18 protein-coding genes are annotated in these 21,382 nt (G+C 64.1%); 7 read left to right on the forward strand and 11 right to left on the reverse strand.

The window, feature by feature from the left end; all coding sequences use genetic code 11:
* Positions 1-30: 30 nt before the first annotated feature.
* The 4 genes from hutU to hutI are packed head-to-tail and all read right to left on the reverse strand — an operon-like array spanning position 31 to position 5,248.
* Positions 31-1,704, reverse strand: a complete 1,674-nt coding sequence (hutU, locus tag EP165_RS05405; RefSeq protein WP_127520460.1) for a urocanate hydratase — start codon at positions 1,702-1,704, stop codon at positions 31-33.
* On the reverse strand, positions 1,701-2,513 hold the full coding sequence (gene hutG / locus EP165_RS05410; protein WP_127520461.1) for an N-formylglutamate deformylase: 813 nt from the start codon (positions 2,511-2,513) through the stop codon (positions 1,701-1,703). Before hutG ends, hutU begins: the two co-directional genes overlap by 4 nt.
* A complete protein-coding gene (gene hutH / locus EP165_RS05415) occupies positions 2,510-4,045 on the reverse strand; it encodes a histidine ammonia-lyase (RefSeq protein ID WP_127520462.1) in 1,536 nt (511 codons plus the stop codon). Before hutH ends, hutG begins: the two co-directional genes overlap by 4 nt.
* Positions 4,046-5,248 (reverse strand): imidazolonepropionase, encoded by a 1,203-nt coding sequence (gene hutI, locus EP165_RS05420; protein ID WP_127520463.1) that lies wholly within the window; start codon positions 5,246-5,248, stop codon positions 4,046-4,048.
* 76 nt (positions 5,249-5,324) lie between these two features.
* Between hutI and EP165_RS05425 the strand changes: the two genes are divergently transcribed.
* Together EP165_RS05425 and hutC are read left to right on the forward strand one after the other, a co-directional pair.
* On the forward strand, positions 5,325-6,689 hold the full coding sequence (locus EP165_RS05425; RefSeq protein WP_127520464.1) for a formimidoylglutamate deiminase: 1,365 nt from the start codon (positions 5,325-5,327) through the stop codon (positions 6,687-6,689).
* Positions 6,686-7,384, forward strand: coding sequence for a histidine utilization transcriptional repressor HutC (gene hutC / locus EP165_RS05430; RefSeq protein WP_127520465.1), 699 nt, complete (start codon positions 6,686-6,688; stop codon positions 7,382-7,384). Before EP165_RS05425 ends, hutC begins: the two co-directional genes overlap by 4 nt.
* A 54-nt stretch (positions 7,385-7,438) precedes the next feature.
* Here hutC and EP165_RS05435 read toward each other — a convergent pair whose 3' ends face one another.
* On the reverse strand, positions 7,439-8,446 hold the full coding sequence (locus tag EP165_RS05435; protein WP_245440028.1) for a serine protease: 1,008 nt from the start codon (positions 8,444-8,446) through the stop codon (positions 7,439-7,441).
* Between the two features lie 263 nt (positions 8,447-8,709).
* On the opposite strand from EP165_RS05435, the gene EP165_RS05440 reads away from it, so the two are divergent.
* Positions 8,710-9,759, forward strand: a complete 1,050-nt coding sequence (locus EP165_RS05440) for a trypsin-like serine peptidase (protein ID WP_127520467.1) — start codon at positions 8,710-8,712, stop codon at positions 9,757-9,759.
* Positions 9,760-9,820: 61 nt separating this feature from the next.
* On the opposite strand, the gene EP165_RS05445 is transcribed toward EP165_RS05440, so the two are convergent.
* Positions 9,821-10,774 (reverse strand): NAD(P)H-dependent flavin oxidoreductase, encoded by a 954-nt coding sequence (locus tag EP165_RS05445; RefSeq protein ID WP_127520468.1) that lies wholly within the window; start codon positions 10,772-10,774, stop codon positions 9,821-9,823.
* 191 nt (positions 10,775-10,965) lie between these two features.
* Between EP165_RS05445 and EP165_RS05450 the strand changes: the two genes are divergently transcribed.
* Positions 10,966-11,967 (forward strand): hypothetical protein, encoded by a 1,002-nt coding sequence (locus tag EP165_RS05450; RefSeq protein WP_127520469.1) that lies wholly within the window; start codon positions 10,966-10,968, stop codon positions 11,965-11,967.
* Here the strand turns inward: EP165_RS05450 and EP165_RS05455 are convergent.
* Both EP165_RS05455 and EP165_RS05460 read right to left on the reverse strand, forming a co-directional pair.
* Entirely contained in the window at positions 11,964-13,559 is a 1,596-nt protein-coding gene (locus EP165_RS05455; RefSeq protein ID WP_127520470.1) for a cisplatin damage response ATP-dependent DNA ligase, read from the reverse strand. The two genes, EP165_RS05450 and EP165_RS05455, sit on opposite strands and share 4 nt — an antisense overlap.
* Complete coding sequence (locus EP165_RS05460) at positions 13,560-14,570, reverse strand: ligase-associated DNA damage response exonuclease (RefSeq protein ID WP_127520818.1); 1,011 nt, start codon at positions 14,568-14,570, stop codon at positions 13,560-13,562.
* A 130-nt stretch (positions 14,571-14,700) separates the two neighbouring features.
* On the opposite strand from EP165_RS05460, the gene EP165_RS05465 reads away from it, so the two are divergent.
* Genes EP165_RS05465 through pdeM form a run of 3 tightly spaced genes read left to right on the forward strand, consistent with a single transcriptional unit; the run spans position 14,701 to position 19,109 of the window.
* The gene (locus EP165_RS05465) at positions 14,701-15,675 is read left to right on the forward strand and encodes a class I SAM-dependent methyltransferase (RefSeq protein WP_127520471.1); all 975 of its coding nucleotides are present in this window, start codon (positions 14,701-14,703) and stop codon (positions 15,673-15,675) included.
* 58 nt (positions 15,676-15,733) lie between these two features.
* Entirely contained in the window at positions 15,734-18,394 is a 2,661-nt protein-coding gene (locus EP165_RS05470; protein WP_127520472.1) for a ligase-associated DNA damage response DEXH box helicase, read from the forward strand.
* Between the two features lie 7 nt (positions 18,395-18,401).
* The gene (pdeM, locus tag EP165_RS05475; RefSeq protein ID WP_127520473.1) at positions 18,402-19,109 is read left to right on the forward strand and encodes a ligase-associated DNA damage response endonuclease PdeM; all 708 of its coding nucleotides are present in this window, start codon (positions 18,402-18,404) and stop codon (positions 19,107-19,109) included.
* Here pdeM and EP165_RS05480 read toward each other — a convergent pair.
* From EP165_RS05480 to EP165_RS05490, 3 genes are read right to left on the reverse strand one after another with little or no spacing between them, the layout of a single operon-like run.
* Positions 19,102-19,587 (reverse strand): DUF3429 domain-containing protein, encoded by a 486-nt coding sequence (locus EP165_RS05480; protein ID WP_127520474.1) that lies wholly within the window; start codon positions 19,585-19,587, stop codon positions 19,102-19,104. The two genes, pdeM and EP165_RS05480, sit on opposite strands and share 8 nt — an antisense overlap.
* A 2-nt stretch (positions 19,588-19,589) precedes the next feature.
* The gene (locus EP165_RS05485; RefSeq protein WP_127520475.1) at positions 19,590-20,378 is read right to left on the reverse strand and encodes a TIGR02186 family protein; all 789 of its coding nucleotides are present in this window, start codon (positions 20,376-20,378) and stop codon (positions 19,590-19,592) included.
* 1 nt (position 20,379) lies between these two features.
* Positions 20,380-21,303 carry a sulfite exporter TauE/SafE family protein gene (locus EP165_RS05490; protein WP_127520476.1) on the reverse strand — a complete coding sequence of 308 codons (924 nt, stop codon included), beginning with the start codon at positions 21,301-21,303 and terminating at the stop codon, positions 20,380-20,382.
* Positions 21,304-21,382: the final 79 nt, after the last annotated feature.

A 21,382-nucleotide genomic window follows, 5' to 3' on the forward strand; every position in this document is an offset into this window, starting at 1 on the left:
ATCGTTGCTCCCAATTTCCCTGCTTGTTGCTCAGTTGCCCAGAATGCCAGGCAGCCTGAGGCCTTTTTCGCGCGCACAATCGAGCGCGATCTCGTAGCCGGCATCGGCGTGCCGCATGACACCTGTCGCCGGGTCGTTCCACAATACACGTTCAAGCCTGCGGGCAGCATCATCCGTGCCGTCGGCGCAGATCACCATGCCGGAATGCTGCGAAAAGCCCATGCCGACGCCACCGCCGTGGTGTAGCGACACCCAGGTTGCGCCCGATGCGCAGTTGAGCAGCGCGTTGAGCAGCGGCCAGTCGGACACGGCGTCCGAGCCGTCCTTCATAGCCTCGGTCTCGCGGTTCGGCGATGCGACCGAGCCGGAATCGAGGTGGTCGCGCCCGATTACCACCGGCGCCGAAAGCTCGCCCTTTGCGACCATCTCGTTGAAGGCGAGACCCAGCCGGTGACGGTCGCCCAGCCCCACCCAACAGATGCGCGCCGGCAGGCCCTGGAACGAAATACGCTCCTTGGCCATGTCGAGCCAGCGGTGCAGATGCTCGTTGTCGGGCAGCAGTTCCTTCACCTTGGCGTCGGTCTTGTAGATATCCTCGGGGTCGCCGGAGAGTGCTGCCCAGCGGAACGGGCCGACGCCGCGGCAGAACAGCGGCCGGATATAGGCCGGCACGAAACCCGGGAACGCGAAGGCGTTTTCGAAACCTTCATCCTTGGCGACCTGGCGGATATTGTTGCCGTAGTCGAGCGTCGGCACGCCGTCGTTCCAGTAGGCCACCATCGCTTCGACATGCTCACGCATTGACGCGCGTGCCGCCTTCTCGACCGCCTTCGGATCGCTCTCACGCTTCTCGCGCCATTCGCCCATCGTCCAGCCTTTGGGCAAATAGCCGTTGACCGGATCATGGGCCGAGGTCTGGTCGGTCAGCATGTCCGGCCGCACGCCGCGCCGGCGCAGCTCGGGCAGGATTTCGGCCGCGTTGCCAAGCAGGCCGACGGATTTCGCCTCGCCCGCCTTCGTCCAGCGCTCGATCATCGCCAGCGCTTCGTCGATCGTCTCGGCCTTCTCGTCGAGATATCGGGTGCGCAGGCGGAAATCGATGGAATCGGGATTGCACTCGATGGCCAGGCAGCAGGCTCCCGCCATCACCGCGGCAAGCGGCTGAGCGCCACCCATGCCGCCGAGCCCGGCGGTGAGGATCCATTTGCCCTTGAGGTCGCCGCCATAATGCTGGCGGCCGGCCTCCACGAAGGTTTCGTAGGTGCCCTGCACGATGCCCTGCGTGCCGATGTAGATCCACGAACCGGCCGTCATCTGGCCGTACATCATCAGGCCCTTGCGATCTAGCTCGTTGAAATGATCCCAGTCGGCCCAGTGCGGCACGAGGTTGGAATTAGCGATCAGGACGCGCGGCGCGTCGGCATGGGTCTTGAACACGCCAACGGGTTTGCCCGACTGCACGAGCAGTGTTTCGTCGCCCTCCAGCGTGCGCAACGATGCGGCGATACGGTCGAAATCGTCCCAGGTGCGGGCGGCGCGGCCGATACCGCCATAAACCACCAGTTCGTGCGGGTTTTCTGCAACCTCGGCGTCGAGGTTGTTCATCAGCATCCGCAGCGGGGCCTCGGTAACCCAGCTCTTGGCGCTGATTTCGGGACCGCGCGGAGAGCGCACATCGCGGATGTTGTGGCGTGGATTTGTCATGGTCTGGCTCCGGGTGTGATGACGAGCGCAATGTCGTTGAGGCGGTTGAGAATGGCGCCCAGATGGACACGCAATCGTTTCGCCTTCTGCCCGTCATAGTCGAATGGCGGTTCTTCGGTTGCGAGGTGGGTCGCCTGCGCAAGCTCCATCTGAATGGCGTGCACGCCCGCATGCGGGCGGCCGTAATGGCGGGTTGTCCAGCCGCCTCGGAAGCGGCCGTTGACGACGTGGTCATAACCTTGGGCCGCCGAGCAGATGTCCGCTACAGCAAGCTCCAGTGCCGGCGCGCAGGTGGCGCCGTTGTTGGTGCCGATGTTGAAATCCGGCAACCGCCCGTCGAACAGAAAGGGGCAGTGCGAACGAATGGAGTGGCAATCGTAGAGGATTGCGATTTCATGCTCGGCCAGCACCCGGTCGATCTCGGCCTGCAATGCAGCGTGATAGGGCGTGTGAAATTCGGCGATCCGCTGTTCGATGTCGCGTACGCCCGGTTCCGCGCCGTCCTTCCAGATCGGCTGGTTGTCGAAATCGGTCAGCGGCACAAGGCTGGTCGTGTTCTGCCCGGGATAGAGGCTCTGGCCGCCGGGATCGCGATTGGCGTCGATCACGTAGCGATGGAACGTCGCCCGAACGGTCGTCGCACCGGGCGGCAGACCATCATAGAGCGTGTGCACATGCCAGTCCGTATCGCGCAGCTTGCGCCCTTCCTCGTTGAGGCGATCCCAGATATCCGGCGGCACATGCGTGCCGGTGTGCGGCAGCCCGAGGATGACAGGCGATGAGCCCCGACTGACCTCGACAGGGATCATGCATCAAGCTCCGGCAGGATGCCCGCGCCCACGGAAGCATTGAGGCCGCCCGAGGCAATGAGTTCGGAAGCTGCCTCCAGATCCACGGCCAGATACCGGTCTTCCGCGATCATCGCCGCGGCTGAACGGATCGCCTTGTGCGCGTTCTGCAATTCGGCGCTCGTCTTCAGCGGCGCGCGCAGATCAACCCCCTGTGCGGCCGTCAGCGCCTCAATGCCGATGATGCCGAAGAGATTTTCGGTCATCGGTGTGAGGCGGCGCGCACCGTGGCAGGCCATCGACACATGATCTTCCTGATTGGCGGAGGTCGGCGTGGAGTCGACAGACGCCGGGTGCGCCATCTGCTTGTTTTCCGACATCAGCGCCGCAGAGGTGACTTCGGCAATCATCAGCCCGGAATTCAACCCTGGTTTTGGTGACAGGAAAGCCGGCAGCCCGAATGAAAGCGCCGGGTCGACAAGCAGCGCGATGCGCCGCTGGGCGATTGCGCCGATCTCGCAAACGGCAAGCGCTATCTGGTCGGCCGCAAGCGCCACGGGCTCGGCGTGGAAATTGCCGCCCGACACCACGCTGCCGTCAGACAGAATGAGCGGATTGTCGGTGACGGCATTGGCCTCGATCGTAAGCGTGTGGGCAGCTTGCCGGAGAAGGTCGAGACAAGCGCCATCGACCTGCGGCTGGCAGCGGATGCAATAGGGATCCTGCACGCGCTGGTCGCCCTCGCGATGGCTCTCGCGTATCTCCGACCCGTCGAGCAGCGAGATCAGCGCCGCTGCAGCGTCGATCTGCCCGCGGTGTCCGCGCAGTGCGTGTATTTCAGGGTGAAACGGCGCCGACGAGCCCATTGCCGCGTCGGTCGAGAGCGCCCCGGTGATCAGCGCCGAACGTGCCGCGCGGTGGGCGCGGAACAGGCCGGCCAGCGCCAGCGCCGTCGAGACCTGAGTGCCGTTGATCAGAGCGATGCCTTCCTTGGCCTGAAAGACCAGCGGCTCCAGTCCAGCCTTTTCGAGAGCATCAGCTGCCGGCAGCCGTTCTCCGCCGAAATAGGCTTCACCCTCGCCCATCATAGCCGCCGCCATGTGGGCAAGCGGAGCAAGATCGCCCGAGGCGCCCACCGATCCTTTTTCCGGAATGAGCGGGATGACGCCGCGCGCAAGCATCTCCTCGATCAGCCGGATGACGTCCATCCGCACGCCGGACGCGCCGCGACCCAGAGACAGTAGCTTCAGTGCCATGACCAGCCGCACGATCTGCTCGGAGAACGGCGCTCCCACGCCGCAACAATGGGAGAGGATCAGGTTGCGCTGCAGTGTCTCGACGTCGTGCGGCGGAATGCTGACGCTGGCCAGTTTTCCGAACCCGGTATTGACGCCGTAGATGGCCTCGTTGCCGCGCGCGATGCTGGCGATGCGCGCGGCCGCCGCTTCAATTGCCTTGTGGCAGGACGGGTCCAGCCGTACCGGCGGCATCTCCCGCCAGACACGTTCCAGGTCCTGAATGGTGACCTTTCCCGGTTGCAGCACAAGCGTCATTCAATTTTCTCCCCCAATGCGCAGATGAAGCGGGTTGAAGCCGATGCGATAGGCCAGTTCGGCCGGCTCCCCGGCGTTCCAGACCGCGAGTTCGGCGGCCTTGCCTTGCTCGATGGTCCCGATTTCTTCCGAAAGGCCCAGTGCCGCCGCGGCGTTGCGCGTCACGCCCGCAAGCGCTTCCTCCGGCGTCATGCGGAACAGCGTACAGGCCATGTTCATGGTCAGCAGCAAAGAAGCGAGCGGCGACGAGCCGGGGTTGCAGTCGGTCGCAACGGCGATCGGTACGCCCGCCTCGCGCAGCAACTGCACCGGCGGCAATTGCGTCTCGCGCAGCGTGTAAAACGCGCCCGGCAGGAGCACCGCCACCGTGCCGTGCTCGGCCATCGCGTTTACGCCGGCCGCGTCGAGATACTCCAGATGGTCGGCCGAAATGGCGCCGTGCCGCGCGGCAAAAGCCGCGCCGCCGAGATTGGACAGCTGCTCGGCATGCAGCTTCACCGGCAGGCCGAGCGTCTGGGCATGTTCGAATACACGCTGCATCTGATCTGGCGAAAAGGCGATGCCCTCGCAGAATCCATCGACCGCGTCTGCAAGACCCTCGGCTTTCGCCTGGGTCATGCCGGGTAGAACGACCTCGCCGATATAGTCGTCGGCGCGGCCCTTGAATTCGGGCGGCAGCGCGTGGGCAGCAAGCCAGGAGGTGACGATGCGGACGGGCCGCATCTCACCGAGACGCCGCGCCGCGCGCAGCATCTTCAGTTCGTGCTCGACCGAAAGCCCGTAGCCGGATTTGATCTCGATGGTCGAGACGCCCTCTGCGATCAAGGCGTCGATGCGCGGCAGCGCCGATTCGACGAGCTCGTCCTCGCTAGCCGCCCGCGTCGCCGACATGGTCGACACGATGCCGCCGCCGGCCCGCGCGATCTCCTCGTAGCTCGCGCCCTCGAGCCGCATTTCGAATTCGCGCGCCCGGTTGCCGCCGAAAACAATGTGCGTATGGCAATCGATGAGGGCTGGCGTGACCAATCGGCCGCCGAGGTCGACACGCTCAGCGCCGTGCCAGCCGGAGGGGAGTTCGCCCTCGGGGGCCACCAATGCAATGCGACCGTTCTCGACGCCGACGGCGTGGCCTTCAAGTAGCCCATAGGGGGCGCCGCCGCGCATCGTCGCGAGCCGCATGTTGACGAACAGTCTTGTGGTCATCGGTGCGTTTTCGGTTTCAATAAGCAGAGATTGATGGTATTATGTATAGACATAATAAGTCAAACGGAATTCATCGATGCAATCCATCTTCGCCGAAAACGCGCTGCTGCCCGACGGTTGGGCGACCAATGTAAATGTCCGGATCGGCGACGATGGCCATGTAGCTGAAGTGACCCCAAATGCAGCAGCCGACACAGCTGCCACCCGCGTACCGGTGCTGGTGCCCGCGGTTTCCAACCTGCACAGCCACACATTTCAGCGGGCCATGGCCGGCCTGGCGGAGCGGCGCGGACCCAACGAACGCGACAGTTTCTGGACCTGGCGCGAGGTCATGTACCGCTTCCTCGACATCCTGACGCCGGACGAGATCGAAGCCGTCGCGGCACTGGCGTTCGTCGAGATGCTGGAGTCCGGTTTCGCGGCGGTGGCCGAGTTCCATTACCTGCACAACCAGCCCGGCGGGGCCCAGTACGACGACATCGGCGAGCTGGCCGTTCGTATTGCCGCGGCCGCTTCGCAATCCGGCATCGGGCTGACGCTGCTTCCGGTCTACTACCGGCAAGGCGGCGTTGACGGACGGCCGCTGAAAGGCGGCCAGCTGCGTTTCGCCAACGAGCTCGACAGCTTCGGCAATCTGGTCGCCCGGAGCATGGAGATCGCCGCCGGCGCGACGGCGGACACCGGTTTCGGCATTGCACCGCACTCGCTGCGCGCTGTTCCCGCCGCCGACCTTGCCGAACTCGCCGGCTGGCAGCCGCAGTTGCCGCTGCACATGCACATCGCCGAACAGGAGGCCGAAATCGAGGAGACGCTGGCCGTATTGAAGGGGCGGCCGGTGGAATGGCTGCTCGGCAATCACGACGTCGACGACCGGTGGTGCCTGATCCACTGCACGCACATGACGCCGGACGAAGCATCGCGGCTCGGCGCGTCAGGAGCCGTTGCGGGGCTCTGTCCCGTTACCGAAGCAAATCTCGGCGACGGCATATTCGACGCACCGACCTTTCTGAAACCGGCAGGCAATTTCGGTGTGGGCTCAGACTCCAACATCTCCATAAGCGTTGCCGGGGAGCTGCGGCAGCTCGAATATTCGCAACGCCTGCGCGACCGTGCGCGGGTGGTTCTGGCAGAACCGAAACAATCGGCCGGACGCCGGCTCTATCTCGGCGCGCTATCGGGCGGCATGCGCGCGCTCAACCGAAATAGCGGCGAGATCGCTGCCGGACGCTGGGGCGATCTCGTAGCGCTGTCCGCAGGAGAACTGTCGGCATTCGGAGCCAAGGATCTTGTTCTCGACGAATGGATTTTCACCGGCGGCGTACAGGTGCGCGACGTGTGGGCAGCAGGGCGTTATATGGTACGCGATGGATCACATGTGTCGTCGGACGCGATCCGCGCCCGATACCGCAAGGTACTCGAAAGTCTCGGTAGCCGCCTGTGAACGCAGCCCGCATATCCTGGAAAGACATACGCGACGAGCTTGAGCGCCGTATCGCCGTGCGCGAGTGGGCGCCGGGTGCTGGGCTGCCGGGCGAGGAAACGCTGGCCGCCGAGTTCGGCGCCTCTCGCGCGACCGTCAACCGGGCGATGCAGGACCTCGCCGCACGCGGGCTGATCGAACGCAAACGAAAGGCTGGAAGCCGGGTTTCGGAAAACCCGGTGCGAGAGGCACGTTTCGTGATCCCGCTTGTGCGCCAGGAGATAGAGGACACCGGCGCGCGGTACGACTACAGCCTGCTGTCGCGCGAAATCGTCGGAGCGCCGGAACTTGTCGCCGCACGGCTTCAGATCGCGCAGGGCGCCCGGTTCCTGCATCTGCGCTGCCTGCATCTCGCAGACCGCGCGCCGTACCAGTACGAGGACCGCTGGATCAGCCTGATGGCGGTACCCGAAGCCGAAGAGGTCGACTTCAGCTCGGTTGGCCCCAACGAATGGCTCGTCGCCCATGCACCGTTTTCGACCGCGGAATATGCGTTCTTTGCAGCTGCGGCCTCGGGCGAGGAAGCCCCGGCGCTCGGGCTTCCATTGGGTTCACCGGTCTTTGTCGGCGAGCGATTGACCTGGCTGGCTGGGCGGCCGATCACGCTCGTGCGCATGACACATCCGCCGACGCACAGGGTCGTCACCCGCCTCTGAACGGGAAAGGGCGGCGCACAGCACCGCCCTCTCCAAAGCCAGCTGTCCGCAGGCTTAGTTCATTTTTCCTGCTATCCAGTCCTTGTAGTTGGCCAGCCGCGTGTAGATGCCGTAGGCATTGGCGTGGCCGCAGGCAGCGTCAGCGTCGATCGGGCCTTCGCCCCAGGACACGATACCGACCTGAACCGGCTTGCCGTCGACCATGGTGAAAAGCGGCCCACCGCTGTCGCCGTTGCAGGCGTCGCGCGCGCCGTCTGCTTCGCCGGCACACAGCATGTTACCCGTAAGCGGGTTGCCCATCGTCGCCGCCATGGTCTGCACGGCATCGTCGATAGCGGTTTCGCTGTAGCGCATGCGCCAGGCGTAGTCGCGCAGGATTGCGCCGATGTCGCGGGCGTAGATTTCCTTGATACCACTGTTACAGGCGGCGTTGGGGAACAGCTTGATGCTGGCTTCCATCAGATTGTTGGGGAAGCTGCCGTCGTCCATCATGCCCCAGCCGATCACCGTGGCGTCGCCGCCATCCAGATCGTCGCTTGTCATTGCGATGGTCGGCGCGGTCGCCGAGTCGGCCAGCCGCAGCAGCCCGATATCGTTGTCCAGCGTCGAAGGATCGTAACCCTCGTGCACGATGACCTCGGCAACGGCCAGCCGCTTGCCTTCAGCAAGGTTGGTCGCTTCGGAGAGTACGGTCACCGTTTCAGCCGGGATCGCCTCGCCGAAATCGTAAAGGCAGTGGGCCGCCGTCAGTACCCAGTTTGGCGCTATCAGGCTGCCGCCGCAGAACTGCGCATTTGGCTGCGACTGAGGCGAGTCGTCCAGCCACTCGGTGGTCAAAAGCGCGACCTGGAACGGCCACGCGCCCTTGGCCGCTTCCTTGCCGCCGAAGACACGGTCGTCCGACGGTTCCATGGCATTGGAACGCAACTCCGGCACACGGCTTGCGGGCGACGTTTCCGGCCGCGCGTCCTGCGCCAGTGACTGCGTCGCAAAAGGCAGCGACAGCGCCAGAGCCGTCAGCGATGCTGCCGTGACTTGGTATCCACGAGTGAAGAAGCTCAAATTGTCCTCCTGAGACATGTGCACCGTGCCCCAACGCATTCGTGCGGCCCGGCCGATAGCCACCTAAAGCCCATAGGTGACGATACGGAAACATTAGTTGACATCAAAGTTGGAATAAATGGGGCGCCCGCCGCGATCGCTCCGCCTCGAAAGGCTTGTCATCGGCGCATTGCCGGGCTTCGATAGGCTTGGCGCGCATCATCATATCGACATGATTGTCGATTGTGTTCACGCCCGTCTCAGGCATCTGGAGTTTTACGGCAATGAAATTTCCTGACAAAGCGGTGTTTGCGTCGGCGCTTGCCGCCTTCGCTCTGGTCGCGGTTCCGGTGACGGCGGCAGAAGTGTCGTCCGGCAGCGAAGGCACCGGCGAAGCTTCGCGTGCGGCACCGGGGGGTGCGCGCATTTCGGAGCGCGGTTCGCCGGTGGAACAGTTGAAGCTCGACGAAGAAGGTGTGACACGCGCTCTCGAACTCGACGCGGAAAAGATCGAGAGGAACCTCGGCACCGTTATCCGCAAGAAGGACGGTACCGAGAGCCGCGAACCGGCAAGCGATGCAGTGATGCGCGCTTTACGGGGCGCAATGCGTGAAGGATCCGATCCGACATTTGCCGAGGGCGGCGACGCACGCCAGGTCTTCGGCGACGACGACCGAATTCAGGTGACGGACAGCAGCAACTATCCGTTCCGCACCTTCGGCCTGATCCAGGGCGAAGGTCCCGACGGCGGGATCTTCAATTGCTCGGCAACCCTGATCGGTCCGCGCACGCTGCTGACCGCAGCACACTGCCTCTACAATCACGACACCGGCTGGCTCGACAATTTCGTTTTCGCGCCAGGCCTCCTCTCCATGCAGGAGGCGCCGCACGGCGTCTACGAATATGAGGAAGCCCACATCTTCGAAGGCTACATTTCGAACTATCAGGGCTATTACGGATCGGTCGTGCCGTGGGATATCGCGGTCGTCATCCTGCAGGAGCCGGCTGGCGAAAATCTCGGCTGGATGAGCTACGGATATGACCCGAACCTGGGCAATTTCGTCGCCAACATCGTCGGTTATCCCGGCGACATGCCGCCCGGAACCATGTGGGCGGTAAGCTGCGATGTGTCCGCTGCGAACATGGGCGACAGCTGGTTCCAGTATCTGTGCGACACCTATCCGGGTTCGAGCGGCAGCTCGGTCTACAAATACAACGGCTCCACGAACGAGCGCGTTATCTACGGCGTCAACGTCGCGGAAAACCCCTCCGCCAACACCGCGGTGCGTATCAACCGCACCTATTTTGAGTGGTTGCGCGGTCTGGTTAAGTAACTGTTTGAAAGCTCAGGCAGCAGGGGCCCGTGGCGCAAGCCGCGGGCCTTTTCTTTTGAACTCAGGCTGCAACACGCCTTTTTGCAGCTTCATATTCAGCGGCCAGCCGGTCGATCAGTTTTGCCGCCGGTACGACCTCATCCACTGCGCCGATGCCCTGCCCGCAACCCCAGATGTCTTTCCAGGCCTTGGTCGCACCCGAGGAGAAATCCATTTTGGAGGGGTCGGATTGCGGCAGATGGTCGGGATCCAGCCCCTGCGCAGCGACCGACCCTTTGAGGTAGTTGCCGTGGATGCCGGTAAAGAGGTTGGAATAGACGATATCGGCAGCTTTGGAATCGACGATCATCTGCTTGTAGCCATCCACCGCGCGTGCTTCCTCGGTGGCGATGAACGGCGATCCGATATAGGCGAGGTCGGCGCCCATCGCCTGTGCCGCGAGCACGGCGCCGCCATTGGCGATCGCCCCGGAAAGCAACAGCGGCCCCTCGAACCACTGCCTGATCTCCTGGATCAGCGCAAAAGGCGACAGCGTTCCGGCGTGGCCGCCGGCACCGGTGGCAACCGCGATCAGCCCGTCGGCACCCTTTTCGATCGCCTTGCGGGCGTGCCGGTCGTGGATGATGTCGTGCAGCACGATGCCGCCATAGGAATGTACGGCCTCATTCACCTCCGGCACAGCACCCAGCGAGGTGATGACGATCGGCACTTTGTATTTGACGCATGAAGCCAGATCCTGCTCCAGCCTGCTGTTCGATTTGTGAACGATCTGGTTGACGGCGAAAGGTGCCGCCGGCCGGTCGGGATTGGCTGCGTCATGTGCCGCCAGCGTTTCGGTGATCTCGGCCAGCCAGTCGTCGAGCTGCTCCTGCGGCCGCGCATTCAGCGCTGGAAACGACCCGACGACCCCGGCCTTGCACTGCGCCAGCACCAGCGGCGGATGCGAGATGATGAACAGCGGCGCACCGACCACCGGGATACGCAGGTTCCGCTTCAGAATATCGGGTAGCGCCATCGGTTGCCTCATTTCAGATTTATTGACGTGTGCGTAAACGTAACTCGTTCTAGCAGATCGACTGTCGCGGGCAATCCTGAATGTCGGCGGGCCGCAGCCACCGGCGCGGACGGCATCCAGCTATCGAGATTGATCGCAGCGCTGCCACGGTTTAACCATTGTCCGTCGGAGCGGCGGACGAGGATTTTCGATTGGATTCCATCGAGCGGGCGATAAGGGATGCGCTGGCAAAGGGCGATGCGCGCGACAAGGCCTATCGCGAAAACGTCTACCGGTCGGTGCTGGCGGCGCTGGAGCGCGCCAATGCGGCGGATCCCGAGCTTTCCCAGGAAACCATCACACATCGCAGGCGGGCACTTCAGGGCCACATAACAACGATCGAACGCGAATTCGTCGTGCCGTCCGCACCTAAGGTGGAGCCGCCCCGCGCAGCGGCCGAAACCGGAGGGCAGGCTACCGCCTCGCCGCAAATCGATGCGCCGACCCGTGACGAACCCGCGGCGCCACGCTTTGATGAAGCGTCCGAAGAGATCGGCGTGGCTGAAGACGACAGGCTGGCACCCGGGGGCGCAAGGCGTTACCGTCGGCGGCGGCCATATGCCGTCATGTTCGTGGTTGCCATGCTCGTCGCGGCCGTCGCGATCGGCGCCTGGTGGACCGCGCAGCTTGGCCTTTTTTCGCGCCCAGAACCAACGGAACCGCCGCCCTCAACAGGCGGCGAGAGCTTCACGCCTCAGCCTCCGGCTGCGGGAACGGTCCGCGATTGGGTGACGCTGTTCGATGTCTCGGATGTCTCCGGCGTGATCACGCCGTCCGGCACCGCGGCAGGGAAAGTGGAGGACGACGACGGCACCTACCTCGTGGTCCGCTCGGGCTCCGGCGGCGAGGCCGTGCTTGTCAACGTGCCTGAAGATCTGTTGCAGCGCCTGGCTGGCGGACATGTCGTATTCGACGTGATTGCCCGGTCGGAGGAAGGCCGGGAAACGCAGATTTCGATCAGCTGCAATTTCGGCGAGCTGGGCGACTGCGGGCGCAGGCGCTATCTCGTCGGTTACGAACGCGCCGACTATCTCTTCGACGTCGAACTTCCGGCCGGAACGCCTAGCGCGGATGGCACGATCGCGATCGTCTCCGACGTCGACAATGAGGGCAAGGTGCTGCATCTCTTCGAGATCAGGGCCGCGCGGCGTTAGTCGAGAAGCGCGAGGAGTGTCTCAAGCCGGTCGGCTTCGCCAGCAGGTTTGTCCCATCTGAGCCGCGATATGCGCGGAAAACGCATCGCCACGCCTGATTTGTGCCGGGTCGAGCGGTTCAGCCCTTCGAACGCCACTTCCAGCACCAGCCCATGGCCTGGCTCGGCGCGCACCGAGCGCACCGGCCCGAAGCGTTCTACCGTGTTGTCGCGCACATATTTGTCGATCTGCTTCAGCTCGTCGTCGGTGAAGCCGAAATAGGCCTTGCCGACAGGCACCAGCTCGGGCGCGTTTTCAGGCCCGGTCCATACGCCGAATGTGTAGTCGGAATAGAAGCTGGAGCGTTTGCCGTGTCCGCGCTGCGCGTACATCAGAACCGCATCGACGAGGAACGGATCGCGCTTCCATTTGAACCACGGGCCTTTCGGGCGGCCAGCGGCGTAAGTAGAATCCCAGCGCTTCAACATGATGCCTTCGATCACTGGATGCGGCGGCGACTGCCGGAGAGACTCCAGTTCCTCGAAGGTTTCGAAGGTCACCAGCGGCGACAAGTCGAAGCGGCTGGCATCCAGCCCGGTGACGAAATCTGCCAGCCGCTCGCGCCGTTGCGCAAACGGCATTGCGCGCAAATCCTCTTCGCCCGCCCGCAGCAGATCGTAACAACGCACGAATGCCGGGTACCGCGCCTGCATCTTGGCAGAGACAGTCTTGCGGTTGAGCCGTTGCTGCAGATCGGAAAAGCTGCCGGTCTCATGCGGCGGCGTGCCGACCAGCAATTCGCCGTCGATGGTGCCGTCGAACGTCACCGCCTCCACCAGGTCGGGGAACGCACCCGATACATCGTCACCGGTGCGCGAATAGATGCGGCGGACGCCGGCTTCCGCGGTGACCTGAACGCGTATGCCGTCCCACTTCCATTCAGCCGCATAGTCCGCGGGGTCGAGCTTCTCGCGGTCGTTTTCGGCAAGCGGGTGGGCGAGCATGACGGGCCGGAAAAGCGCGGCAGCGCTTTCTTCCGGCTTGTCGCCCTTGCCTTCGAGCCAGGCGAAAAGCGCCTCGTAGGGCGCTTCGATGCCGTGCCAGATTTCCTCGATCTCGCTCACATCAATGTCGCCGAGCCCAGCCAGCGCCTGTTTCGCGAGCCTTGCCGAAACGCCGATCCGCAATCCGCCGGTGACAAGCTTGATGACCGCGAAGCGCGCCGGAATGTCGAGTTCGTCGAGTAGTGCCGCAAGTATTGCCGGCGCATCGGAACGGCTGGCGGCGGCGAGCGTGTCCACCACTTGCGCCAGCGGCGGGCCGCCGCCGCTGTTCTCCTCGCCGCCGGGCCATACCAGCGACAGCGTTTCCGCCAGGTCGCCGACATAGTCGTAGGAGTAGGCGAAAAGCACCGGATCGATGCGCTCCGCACCTAGCGCCCGCAAGACGCCCGGTTTCACGCCGGTGAAAGACAAATCGCCGGTGATTGCCGCCAGCGCGTAGCCCCGGTCGGGGTCCGGCGTAGAACGCAAATAGTCCGTCATCAGCTTCAGCTTGGCGTTGCGGCTTGCCGTCAGCACCAGCCGGTCGAGGAGTTCGGCGAAGCGCTGCATCTAGTCGCCCTCGTCCTCGTAGCCGACGAGGTTGAGCGGCCGCGCGGCGATGCCGTTGATCTCGCACCAGCGCACAAGGGCTTCTTCGCGGCCATGCGTGACCCAGACCTCGCCTGCTCCGGTATCGCGTATGGTGCGGGTCAGTTCCTCCCAGTCGCCATGGTCGGAGATGATCAGCGGCAGCTCCACGCCGCGCTGCTTGGCGCGCTGTCGAATACGCATCCAGCCCGAAGCGAATGCCGAAACCGGGTCGGCGAAGCGCCGCGCCCAGCGGTCGGCGAAGGCGGATGGCGGCCCAACAACGATCTCGCCGGCGAAATCGCCACCCTCGGCGTTGTCCAGCGTCGCCGGTTCGAGCCGGCCAAGCTCGATACCCTCGCTCTGATAATAGGCGCAGAGCTTCTCCAGCGCGCCGTGGATGAAGACCGGCCGGTCGTAGCCGGCGTCGCGCAAAAGACGGATCACGCGTTGCGCCTTGCCGAGCGCATAGGCGCCGACCAGATGCGTCCGTTCCTGGAAGGCAGCGGCGGAAGCGAGCAGCCGCCTGATTTCGCCTGCGGCGTCCGGGTGCTTGAAGACAGGCAGGCCGAAGGTCGCTTCGGTGATGAAGACGTCGCAAGGCACCACTTCGAAATCGGCGGAGGTCGCATCTTTCTGGCGTTTGTAGTCGCCCGACGCCACGATCCTGATGCCGCCGGCCTCAACCGCGATCTGCGCCGAACCCAGCACATGCCCCGCCGGATGGAAGGACACTTTCGCGCCGCCAATCGCGACCTGCTGGCCGCACTCGATCGCCTGGCTGGTGCCGGCGAAATCGTCGCCATAGCGCAACTTCATGATCGCCAGCGTCTCGCGCGTCGCGAGCACGCTTTCGTGGCCGGCACGCGCATGGTCGGAATGCCCGTGCGTGATCAACGCCCGCTCCACCGGTCGCACCGGGTCGATGAAGAAATCGCCCAGCGGGCAAAAGAGACCTTCGGGCCTTGTGTGGAGAAGCTGTTCGGGGCGCATCGCCTGAAGATAGCGGTTTGCCGCGGCCGGAAAAGCCTTCGCGGCTGCCACCAGAATCTCTCTTGCCAGTTCGCGACAATCGCGGGATAAGCCGCGCGCCCGGGATGCCGGGTTCCGGAACCCTCAAGACATGCAATATCTGCAGCTTTCGTCCGGCGATCTCGTCGTCGACCGCCGCGCCTCCTATGCCGAAGCTCTGTTTTCGGCAGGTGACCACATGGCCGCGGCCGAGCTTCTACGTGAGGCACTTGAGCTTGCGCCCACATGGAGCGCCGGCTGGTTCCGCTGCGGCGAAATCTACTGGGAGGCCGGCCGTGCCGAAGAGGCCGCCGATTGCTGGCGCGAGGTGCTGCGGCTCGACCCCGCCGACAGCCTTGGCGCTACGCTCAGGCTCGGCCTCGCTGGCGCGGTGCCGCTTCCCGACCACACGCCGCCGGCGTTCGTCGAGGCGCTGTTCGACCAATATGCGCCCGACTTCGACACCGCTTTGGTCGAAACGCTCAACTATCGCGTGCCGGAACTTCTCGCCGAAGCGATAGCTCGCACCGGCTCAAACGCATTTGCCCATGCAGTCGATCTCGGCTGCGGCACCGGTCTGATGGGCGAGCGCTTGCGCAAGGCGGTGAGCTTTCTGGAAGGCGCGGACCTGTCGGCCGAGATGCTGAGGCGCGCCGAGGCAAAGCGCGTCTATGACCGGCTCGAGAAAGCCGACCTGCAGAGTTTGGTTATTCCTGAAGAAGCCGATCTCGTCACGGCAGCCGATGTCTTCATGTATGTCGGCGGACTGGAAGCGCTGTTCGCGCGCATTTCGGCTTCGCTCGCGCCTGGTGCTCTGTTCGCCTTCAGCGTCGAGCGGCATGACGGCGATGGCTTCGTACTTCTGGCCTCGCGTCGCTATGCCCACTCCGAGACCTATCTGCGTGACCTGCTCGCCGCCAACGGCTTCGAGTTGCTCTCGCTCGACCGCAAGCCGATCCGCATGGACCGCGGCGAGGCAATCGAAGGGCTGATCGTTGTTGCACGCCGGGCAGACGTTATCGACGTGCCGGTGGCCGCAGCTGAAGACGAGACCAGTCACGCCGCCGAACTGCGCCAGCCAAACTGATCACGGTTTGTTCGCATTTTCGCTTGGCGCGCCCGCGGCCGGGCGCTAACGTTCGCGCGTGACCGCGAAACCAGACCTCACCAGCGCCGAAGCCGGCCCTTATCTGCCTGAACCGTTCCTGCGCTGGTTTGCGGAGCGCGGCTGGTCGCCGCGCCCACATCAGCTGGAATTGCTGGGCAAGGCGCAGGCGGGCGCCTCGGTGCTGCTCATAGCCCCGACCGGGGCGGGCAAGACGCTGGCCGGTTTTCTGCCTTCGCTGGTCGATCTGGCCGAGCGCCCGAAACGCAAGCCGGGCGAGCCCTTTCGCGGCATCCACACGCTTTATATCTCGCCGCTCAAGGCGCTCGCCGTCGATATCGAGCGCAATCTCGGCAAACCGGTCGCCGAGATCGGCCTCAGCCTCTCGATGGAAACACGCACCGGCGACACGCCGTCTCACAAGCGCCAGCGGCAGAAATATGCACCGCCCGACATTCTGCTCACCACACCAGAGCAGCTTGCTCTGCTGATCGCCTCGCGCGAGGCGGACCGGCTCTTTTTCGGCCTTCGCTATGTGGTGCTCGATGAGCTGCATTCGCTCGTCACGTCCAAACGCGGCCATCTCCTTTCGCTGGGGCTGGCGCGCCTGCGCCGCTTTCAGCCGCAGCTTCAGGCGGTCGGGCTGTCGGCGACGGTGGCCGACCCGGATGCGCTGCGGCGCTGGCTGGTGAGCCAGGCGAGCCTCTCCCCCCTTGAGGGGGAGATGGCCGCGAAGCGGCCAGAGGGGGTTGCCTCAGAAGGCGCCGCTGGAAAGCTGAGCCCTGCATCAACCACCCCACCCCGATCGGCTGTGCCGATCGACCCTCCCCTCAAGGGGGAGGGAAAGCGCAGCGCTATGTCTGAACTGATCACCGTGAAGGGCGGCGCGAAACCTGAAATCACCATCCTGGATTCGAACGAGCGCGTGCCCTGGTCTGGGCATTCCGCCCGCTACGCGATCCCCGAAGTTTATGAAGCGATCAAGCGCCACAAAACGACGCTTCTGTTCGTCAACACGCGCAGCCAGGCAGAGCTTTTGTTCCAGGAACTCTGGCGCATCAACGATGAATCGCTGCCGATCGCGCTGCATCACGGTTCGCTCGATGTCGGCCAGCGAAGGCGCGTCGAAAAGGCAATGGAGGATGGCAGCCTGCGCGCCATCGTCGCCACGTCGACACTCGATCTCGGCATCGACTGGGGCGATGTCGATCTGGTCGTCCATGTCGGCGCTCCGAAGGGCGCGAGCCGGCTTGCCCAGCGTATCGGCCGCGCCAACCACCGGCTGGATGAGCCGAGCCGCGCCACCCTCGTGCCGGCAAACCGCTTCGAAGTGCTGGAGTGCAAAGCGGCGGTCGAGGCTAACTATCTCGGCGCGCAGGATACGCCGCCTCTGCTGGCCGGCGCGCTGGACGTGCTGGCGCAGCACGTGCTGGGCTCGGCCTGCGGCGATCCCTTCCAAGCCGACGAGCTCTATGCCGAGGTCCGTTCCGCCGCACCTTATGCCGCGCTCGACCGCGGGACTTTCGATGAAGTGGTCGCCTTCGTCGCCACTGGCGGCTACGCGCTGAAAAGCTATGAGCGTTATGCCCGCATACGGCAGATGCAGGACGGCCGCTGGCGCGTCGCGAATCCGCGCATCGCGCAGCAATACCGGCTGAATGTCGGCACGATCGTGGAATCTCCCATGCTCAATGTCCGCTATGTGCGGGCCGGGCGCGGCGCGGCAGCGCGCGGCGGGCCGGTGCTTGGCAAGATCGAGGAATATTTCATCGAAACGCTGGCGCCGGGCGACACATTCCTCTTCGCCGGCAAGACGCTGCGGCTGGAAGGCATCCGCGAAAACGAGTGTTTTGTATCGAATGCCGCCGGCGAGGATGCCAAGGTTCCCTCCTATGCCGGCGGCAAGTTCCCGCTCTCCACCTATCTCGCCGAACAGGTGCGCTCGATCCTTGCCGACACGTCGCGCTGGACGTCTCTGCCGCCGCAAGTGTCGGAGTGGTTGCAGGTGCAGAAATACAAATCCGTGCTGCCCGGCCGCGACGGCCTCCTGATCGAAACCTTCCCCCGCGCCGAGCGCCACTACATGGTCGCTTACGCCTTTGAGGGCCGGCTCGCACATCAGACGCTGGGCATGCTTCTGACCCGCAGGCTCGAGCGCGTAGGCGCCCGTCCGCTGGGCTTCGTCGCGACCGATTACTCTCTGGCCGTGTGGGCACTGGAGGATCTTGGCGCGCTGTTCCAGTCGCGTTACCCGCTGGGCGAACTCTTCGACGAGGACATGCTGGGCGACGACCTCGATGCCTGGCTCGCCGAAAGCTGGATGCTGAAACGTACCTTCCGCAATTGCGCGGTTATTGCGGGACTGGTCGAGCAGCGGCACCCCGGCCAGGAAAAGTCCGGCCGCCAGATCACCGTTTCCGCCGACCTGATCTACGATGTGCTCAGAACCCATGAGCCCGACCACATTCTGCTGCGCGCCACCCATGCAGATGCCGCCGCCGGGCTGCTCGATGTCAGCAGGCTCGGCGACATGCTCTCGCGCATTCGCGGGCGAATCATGCATAAAAGGCTGGATCAGATATCGCCGCTCGCGGTTCCGATCATGCTGGAGATCGGCAAGGAACCCGTCGGCAAGGACGCCAGCGAAAGCCTGCTGCGCGAGGCGGCGGACGATCTGATTGCCGACGCCATGAAGATGTGAGACAGGAATGAACCTCGCAGCCATCGCTGAGCCGCAATATGAAACCGCCACGATCGAAGTGGCGGGTGCGACGGCGATATGCGACCCGCGCGGCGCGCTCTATTTCGCCGATGACGATCTGCTTGTCGTGTCGGACTTGCATCTGGAAAAGGGTTCTTCGCTCGCCCGCCGCGGCATCTTCGCGCCGCCATATGATACGGGTTCGACGCTTTCGGTACTGGCGGACATCGTCGCCCAATACCGGCCACAGGCTGTGATCAGCCTTGGCGACAGCTTTCACGATGCCGAGGGCGCGGCGCGCCTGCCGTTGGTCTATCGGGAGGCGCTGCTTGAGATGATGTCGGGGCGCGACTGGTTCTGGATCGCCGGCAATCACGATCCCGACGCTCCGCATGATCTGCCGGGTGAATGCGTGCGCGAGCTGGCGCTGGGCGATCTCATTTTCCGGCACGAACCCTCACGCGGGAGAGCGCCGGGCGAAATCGCCGGGCACCTGCATCCCGGCGCCCGCATCGTGCGGCGCGGTCGGTCGGTGCGGCGTGCCTGTTTCGCCTGCGATGGCGAGCGCCTCATCATGCCGGCCTTCGGCGCGTATACGGGAACGCTGAATATCAGGGACCGCGCCTATGCCGGCCTCTTCGCCGCCGAACGGCTGGTGGCCTACATGCTTGGCCGCAACAGCGTCTATCCGATCGCCGGCACGGCGCTCAGGTAGCCGTCGCCGCAAAAGCGATGATCATCGTCACCACGATGCCCGCCGTCAGCTGCATGCGCAGCCGCGCGAACCAGCCGGGCATGCGGCCTGATTGCGCCGAAAGCGAATCCCAGGCGCCATGGGCGGCGAATGCAACCGCCAGAAGCACGAATGAATAGGGCGGCGGAATAAACAAGGCGGCCCAGCCGCCAAGCGCCGGCACCACCGATATCGCCAACAGGCGCGCCGTATCGTCGTTTGTGCCCGACATGGCATAGCCCCAGCGGATACCACCCAGAAACGACAGCACGACCGCCGCATAGCCTGTAAGCAATGCGATGGTGGTTTCGCGCCAGAGGTGATCGCCCGGTATGCCATACAGCCAGAGCGAAAGAAGGATCGCGGGTACCAGGCCGGCATAACCGAGGCGCAGGGCAACCGTCTGCGGCGACGCTTGTTGGACAGCCCGGTTTTCTTCCGGTTGCTCGGTTTCGGTCATTTCTACTCCCTGCGGAAGACGACACTGCCGATCCACCCCGTCAGCAGGGCGAGAGCGACAGCCAGCAAACCATAAAGCAGGCTGTATTCATGTGCGGCGCGGAAAATCGACTGCTCGAAACCGGCCTTGAAAATGACCAGAGGAACCGAAGTCTCGCGCAGGAAGGCACTGTTCTTGAACAGGAAGGCGCGCGCGCGATGTGTGCCAACCGGCACGTTGGGCGCCAGCGAAACCGTCGCACGGAAGAGATTCTGCGACAGGAATTCGACGCCGCCGATGCGCTCGCTGTAGAGCCCGGTCGTACGTTTGCGCTCGCGCAGCGCGGTGGTGAACTCTTCGATCGTTTTCCTGGAACCCTCGGCATCGATCGGCTCGAGGAAGATATTGTCCGCGCCGAGCGAGAGCTGCTGGTAACTCTCGACATTCGTGATGTCCTGAAACGCCCGCGTCGTCGCGACCGAATAGGAGCTCGGAACGCCCCGGAACGATTGCGACTGGGTGTTGATCCACATGCCGAGCACGCGGCTCTTCTTCCACACCACCAGCGGCCGCGGCGGGCCTTCCAGCACGACAATCACATCATACCGCCCCTGGCGGCTCACCAAAGGGTCGATGTTTTCCAGAGCGCCGAAGATCGTCAGCTCCGCCCCGCCGAAATCCGATGTGATGGAGAACCGGTCGGTGGAGAGGCCGACCTGGATGTTTTCCGGGTTCTCAAGCTCGACCTGCGCCAGCGCCGCATGGACGCAGGCGATGAGGCCAATCAGGATCAGGAGCGCGCGAAGCATCATCTCATGCGCCTCCGATCGGGGTCAGCGTGTAGATGCTCGAGGGGCGCACGAAGAGATCGAATCCGAGCCGCAGTGCAACCGCGAGAACCAGCAGCGCCAACAAAGCGCGCAGCTGCTCGCCGCGCAGCTTCTGGCCGGCCCTTGCACCATATTGAGCGCCGGCAACACCGCCGGCCATCAGAAGGAACGCCAGCACGACATCGACCGTCTGGTTGGCGGTGGCATGCAATACCGTGGTGAAGGCGGTCACAAAAATGATCTGAAACAGGGAGGTGCCGATCACCACATTGGTCGGCACCTTGAGCAGATAGATCAGGGCCGGCACCATGATGAAGCCGCCGCCGACACCCATGATCGCCGCCAGAAAGCCGATGCCCGCGCCGAGGGCGACAACCGGTATGGCGCTGACGAACAGCTTGGATGCCCGAAAACGCATCTTCAGCGGCAGCTTGTGAATCCAGTTGTGCTGGCCCGGTTTGCGCAGAGTTGCCGTTGCGCCGCCGCGCGAACGCTGAATCGCGCGCACCGATTCCACGAGCATCAGTCCGCCCACAATGCCGAGAAACGCGACGTAGAGCAGCGAGATGAAGAGATCGAGCTGACCGAGCCGCCGCAGCAGCGCGAAAACATAGGCGCCGAGCGCCGACCCGGCGAAGCCCCCCAGAAGGAGCACCGTTCCCAGTTTGAAATCGAGCGTTCCACGCTTGAAGTGCGCGATCGCGCCGGAAATGGATGACCCGATAACCTGGTTGGCTCCGGTCGCGACCGCGATCGCCGGCGGAATGTTGTAGAAAATCAGCAGCGGCGTGATTAGAAAGCCGCCGCCGACGCCGAACATGCCTGAGAGGAACCCGACTGCGGCGCCCATTCCGAGCAGCACCAGAAGGTTCACTGACATTTCCGCTATCGGGAGGTAAATGCTCACCCGTCCACCCGGTCTGCGCAACGCGTGCCGGGCACCCGTTCCCAGCCACAAGCCTTAGAAATAGAAGCCGGTTTTGCGC

Source organism: Mesorhizobium sp. Z1-4 (assembly GCF_004000235.1).
GTDB lineage: Bacteria > Pseudomonadota > Alphaproteobacteria > Rhizobiales > Rhizobiaceae > RCIO01.

Bases quoted from the DNA above. Each gene is read 5' to 3' on its own strand.
- hutI (WP_127520463.1), bottom strand. From the start codon at position 5,248: ATGACCACAAGACTGTTCGTCAACATGCGGCTCGCGACGATGCGCGGC.
- pdeM (WP_127520473.1), top strand. From the start codon at position 18,402: ATGAACCTCGCAGCCATCGCTGAGCCGCAATATGAAACCGCCACGATC.
- EP165_RS05465 (WP_127520471.1), top strand. From the start codon at position 14,701: ATGCAATATCTGCAGCTTTCGTCCGGCGATCTCGTCGTCGACCGCCGC.
- hutH (WP_127520462.1), bottom strand. From the start codon at position 4,045: ATGACGCTTGTGCTGCAACCGGGAAAGGTCACCATTCAGGACCTGGAA.
- EP165_RS05425 (WP_127520464.1), top strand. From the start codon at position 5,325: ATGCAATCCATCTTCGCCGAAAACGCGCTGCTGCCCGACGGTTGGGCG.
- EP165_RS05460 (WP_127520818.1), bottom strand. From the start codon at position 14,570: ATGCGCCCCGAACAGCTTCTCCACACAAGGCCCGAAGGTCTCTTTTGC.
- EP165_RS05445 (WP_127520468.1), bottom strand. From the start codon at position 10,774: ATGGCGCTACCCGATATTCTGAAGCGGAACCTGCGTATCCCGGTGGTC.
- EP165_RS05440 (WP_127520467.1), top strand. From the start codon at position 8,710: ATGAAATTTCCTGACAAAGCGGTGTTTGCGTCGGCGCTTGCCGCCTTC.
- EP165_RS05485 (WP_127520475.1), bottom strand. From the start codon at position 20,378: ATGATGCTTCGCGCGCTCCTGATCCTGATTGGCCTCATCGCCTGCGTC.
- hutU (WP_127520460.1), bottom strand. From the start codon at position 1,704: ATGACAAATCCACGCCACAACATCCGCGATGTGCGCTCTCCGCGCGGT.
- EP165_RS05455 (WP_127520470.1), bottom strand. From the start codon at position 13,559: ATGCAGCGCTTCGCCGAACTCCTCGACCGGCTGGTGCTGACGGCAAGC.
- hutG (WP_127520461.1), bottom strand. From the start codon at position 2,513: ATGATCCCTGTCGAGGTCAGTCGGGGCTCATCGCCTGTCATCCTCGGG.
- EP165_RS05480 (WP_127520474.1), bottom strand. From the start codon at position 19,587: ATGACCGAAACCGAGCAACCGGAAGAAAACCGGGCTGTCCAACAAGCG.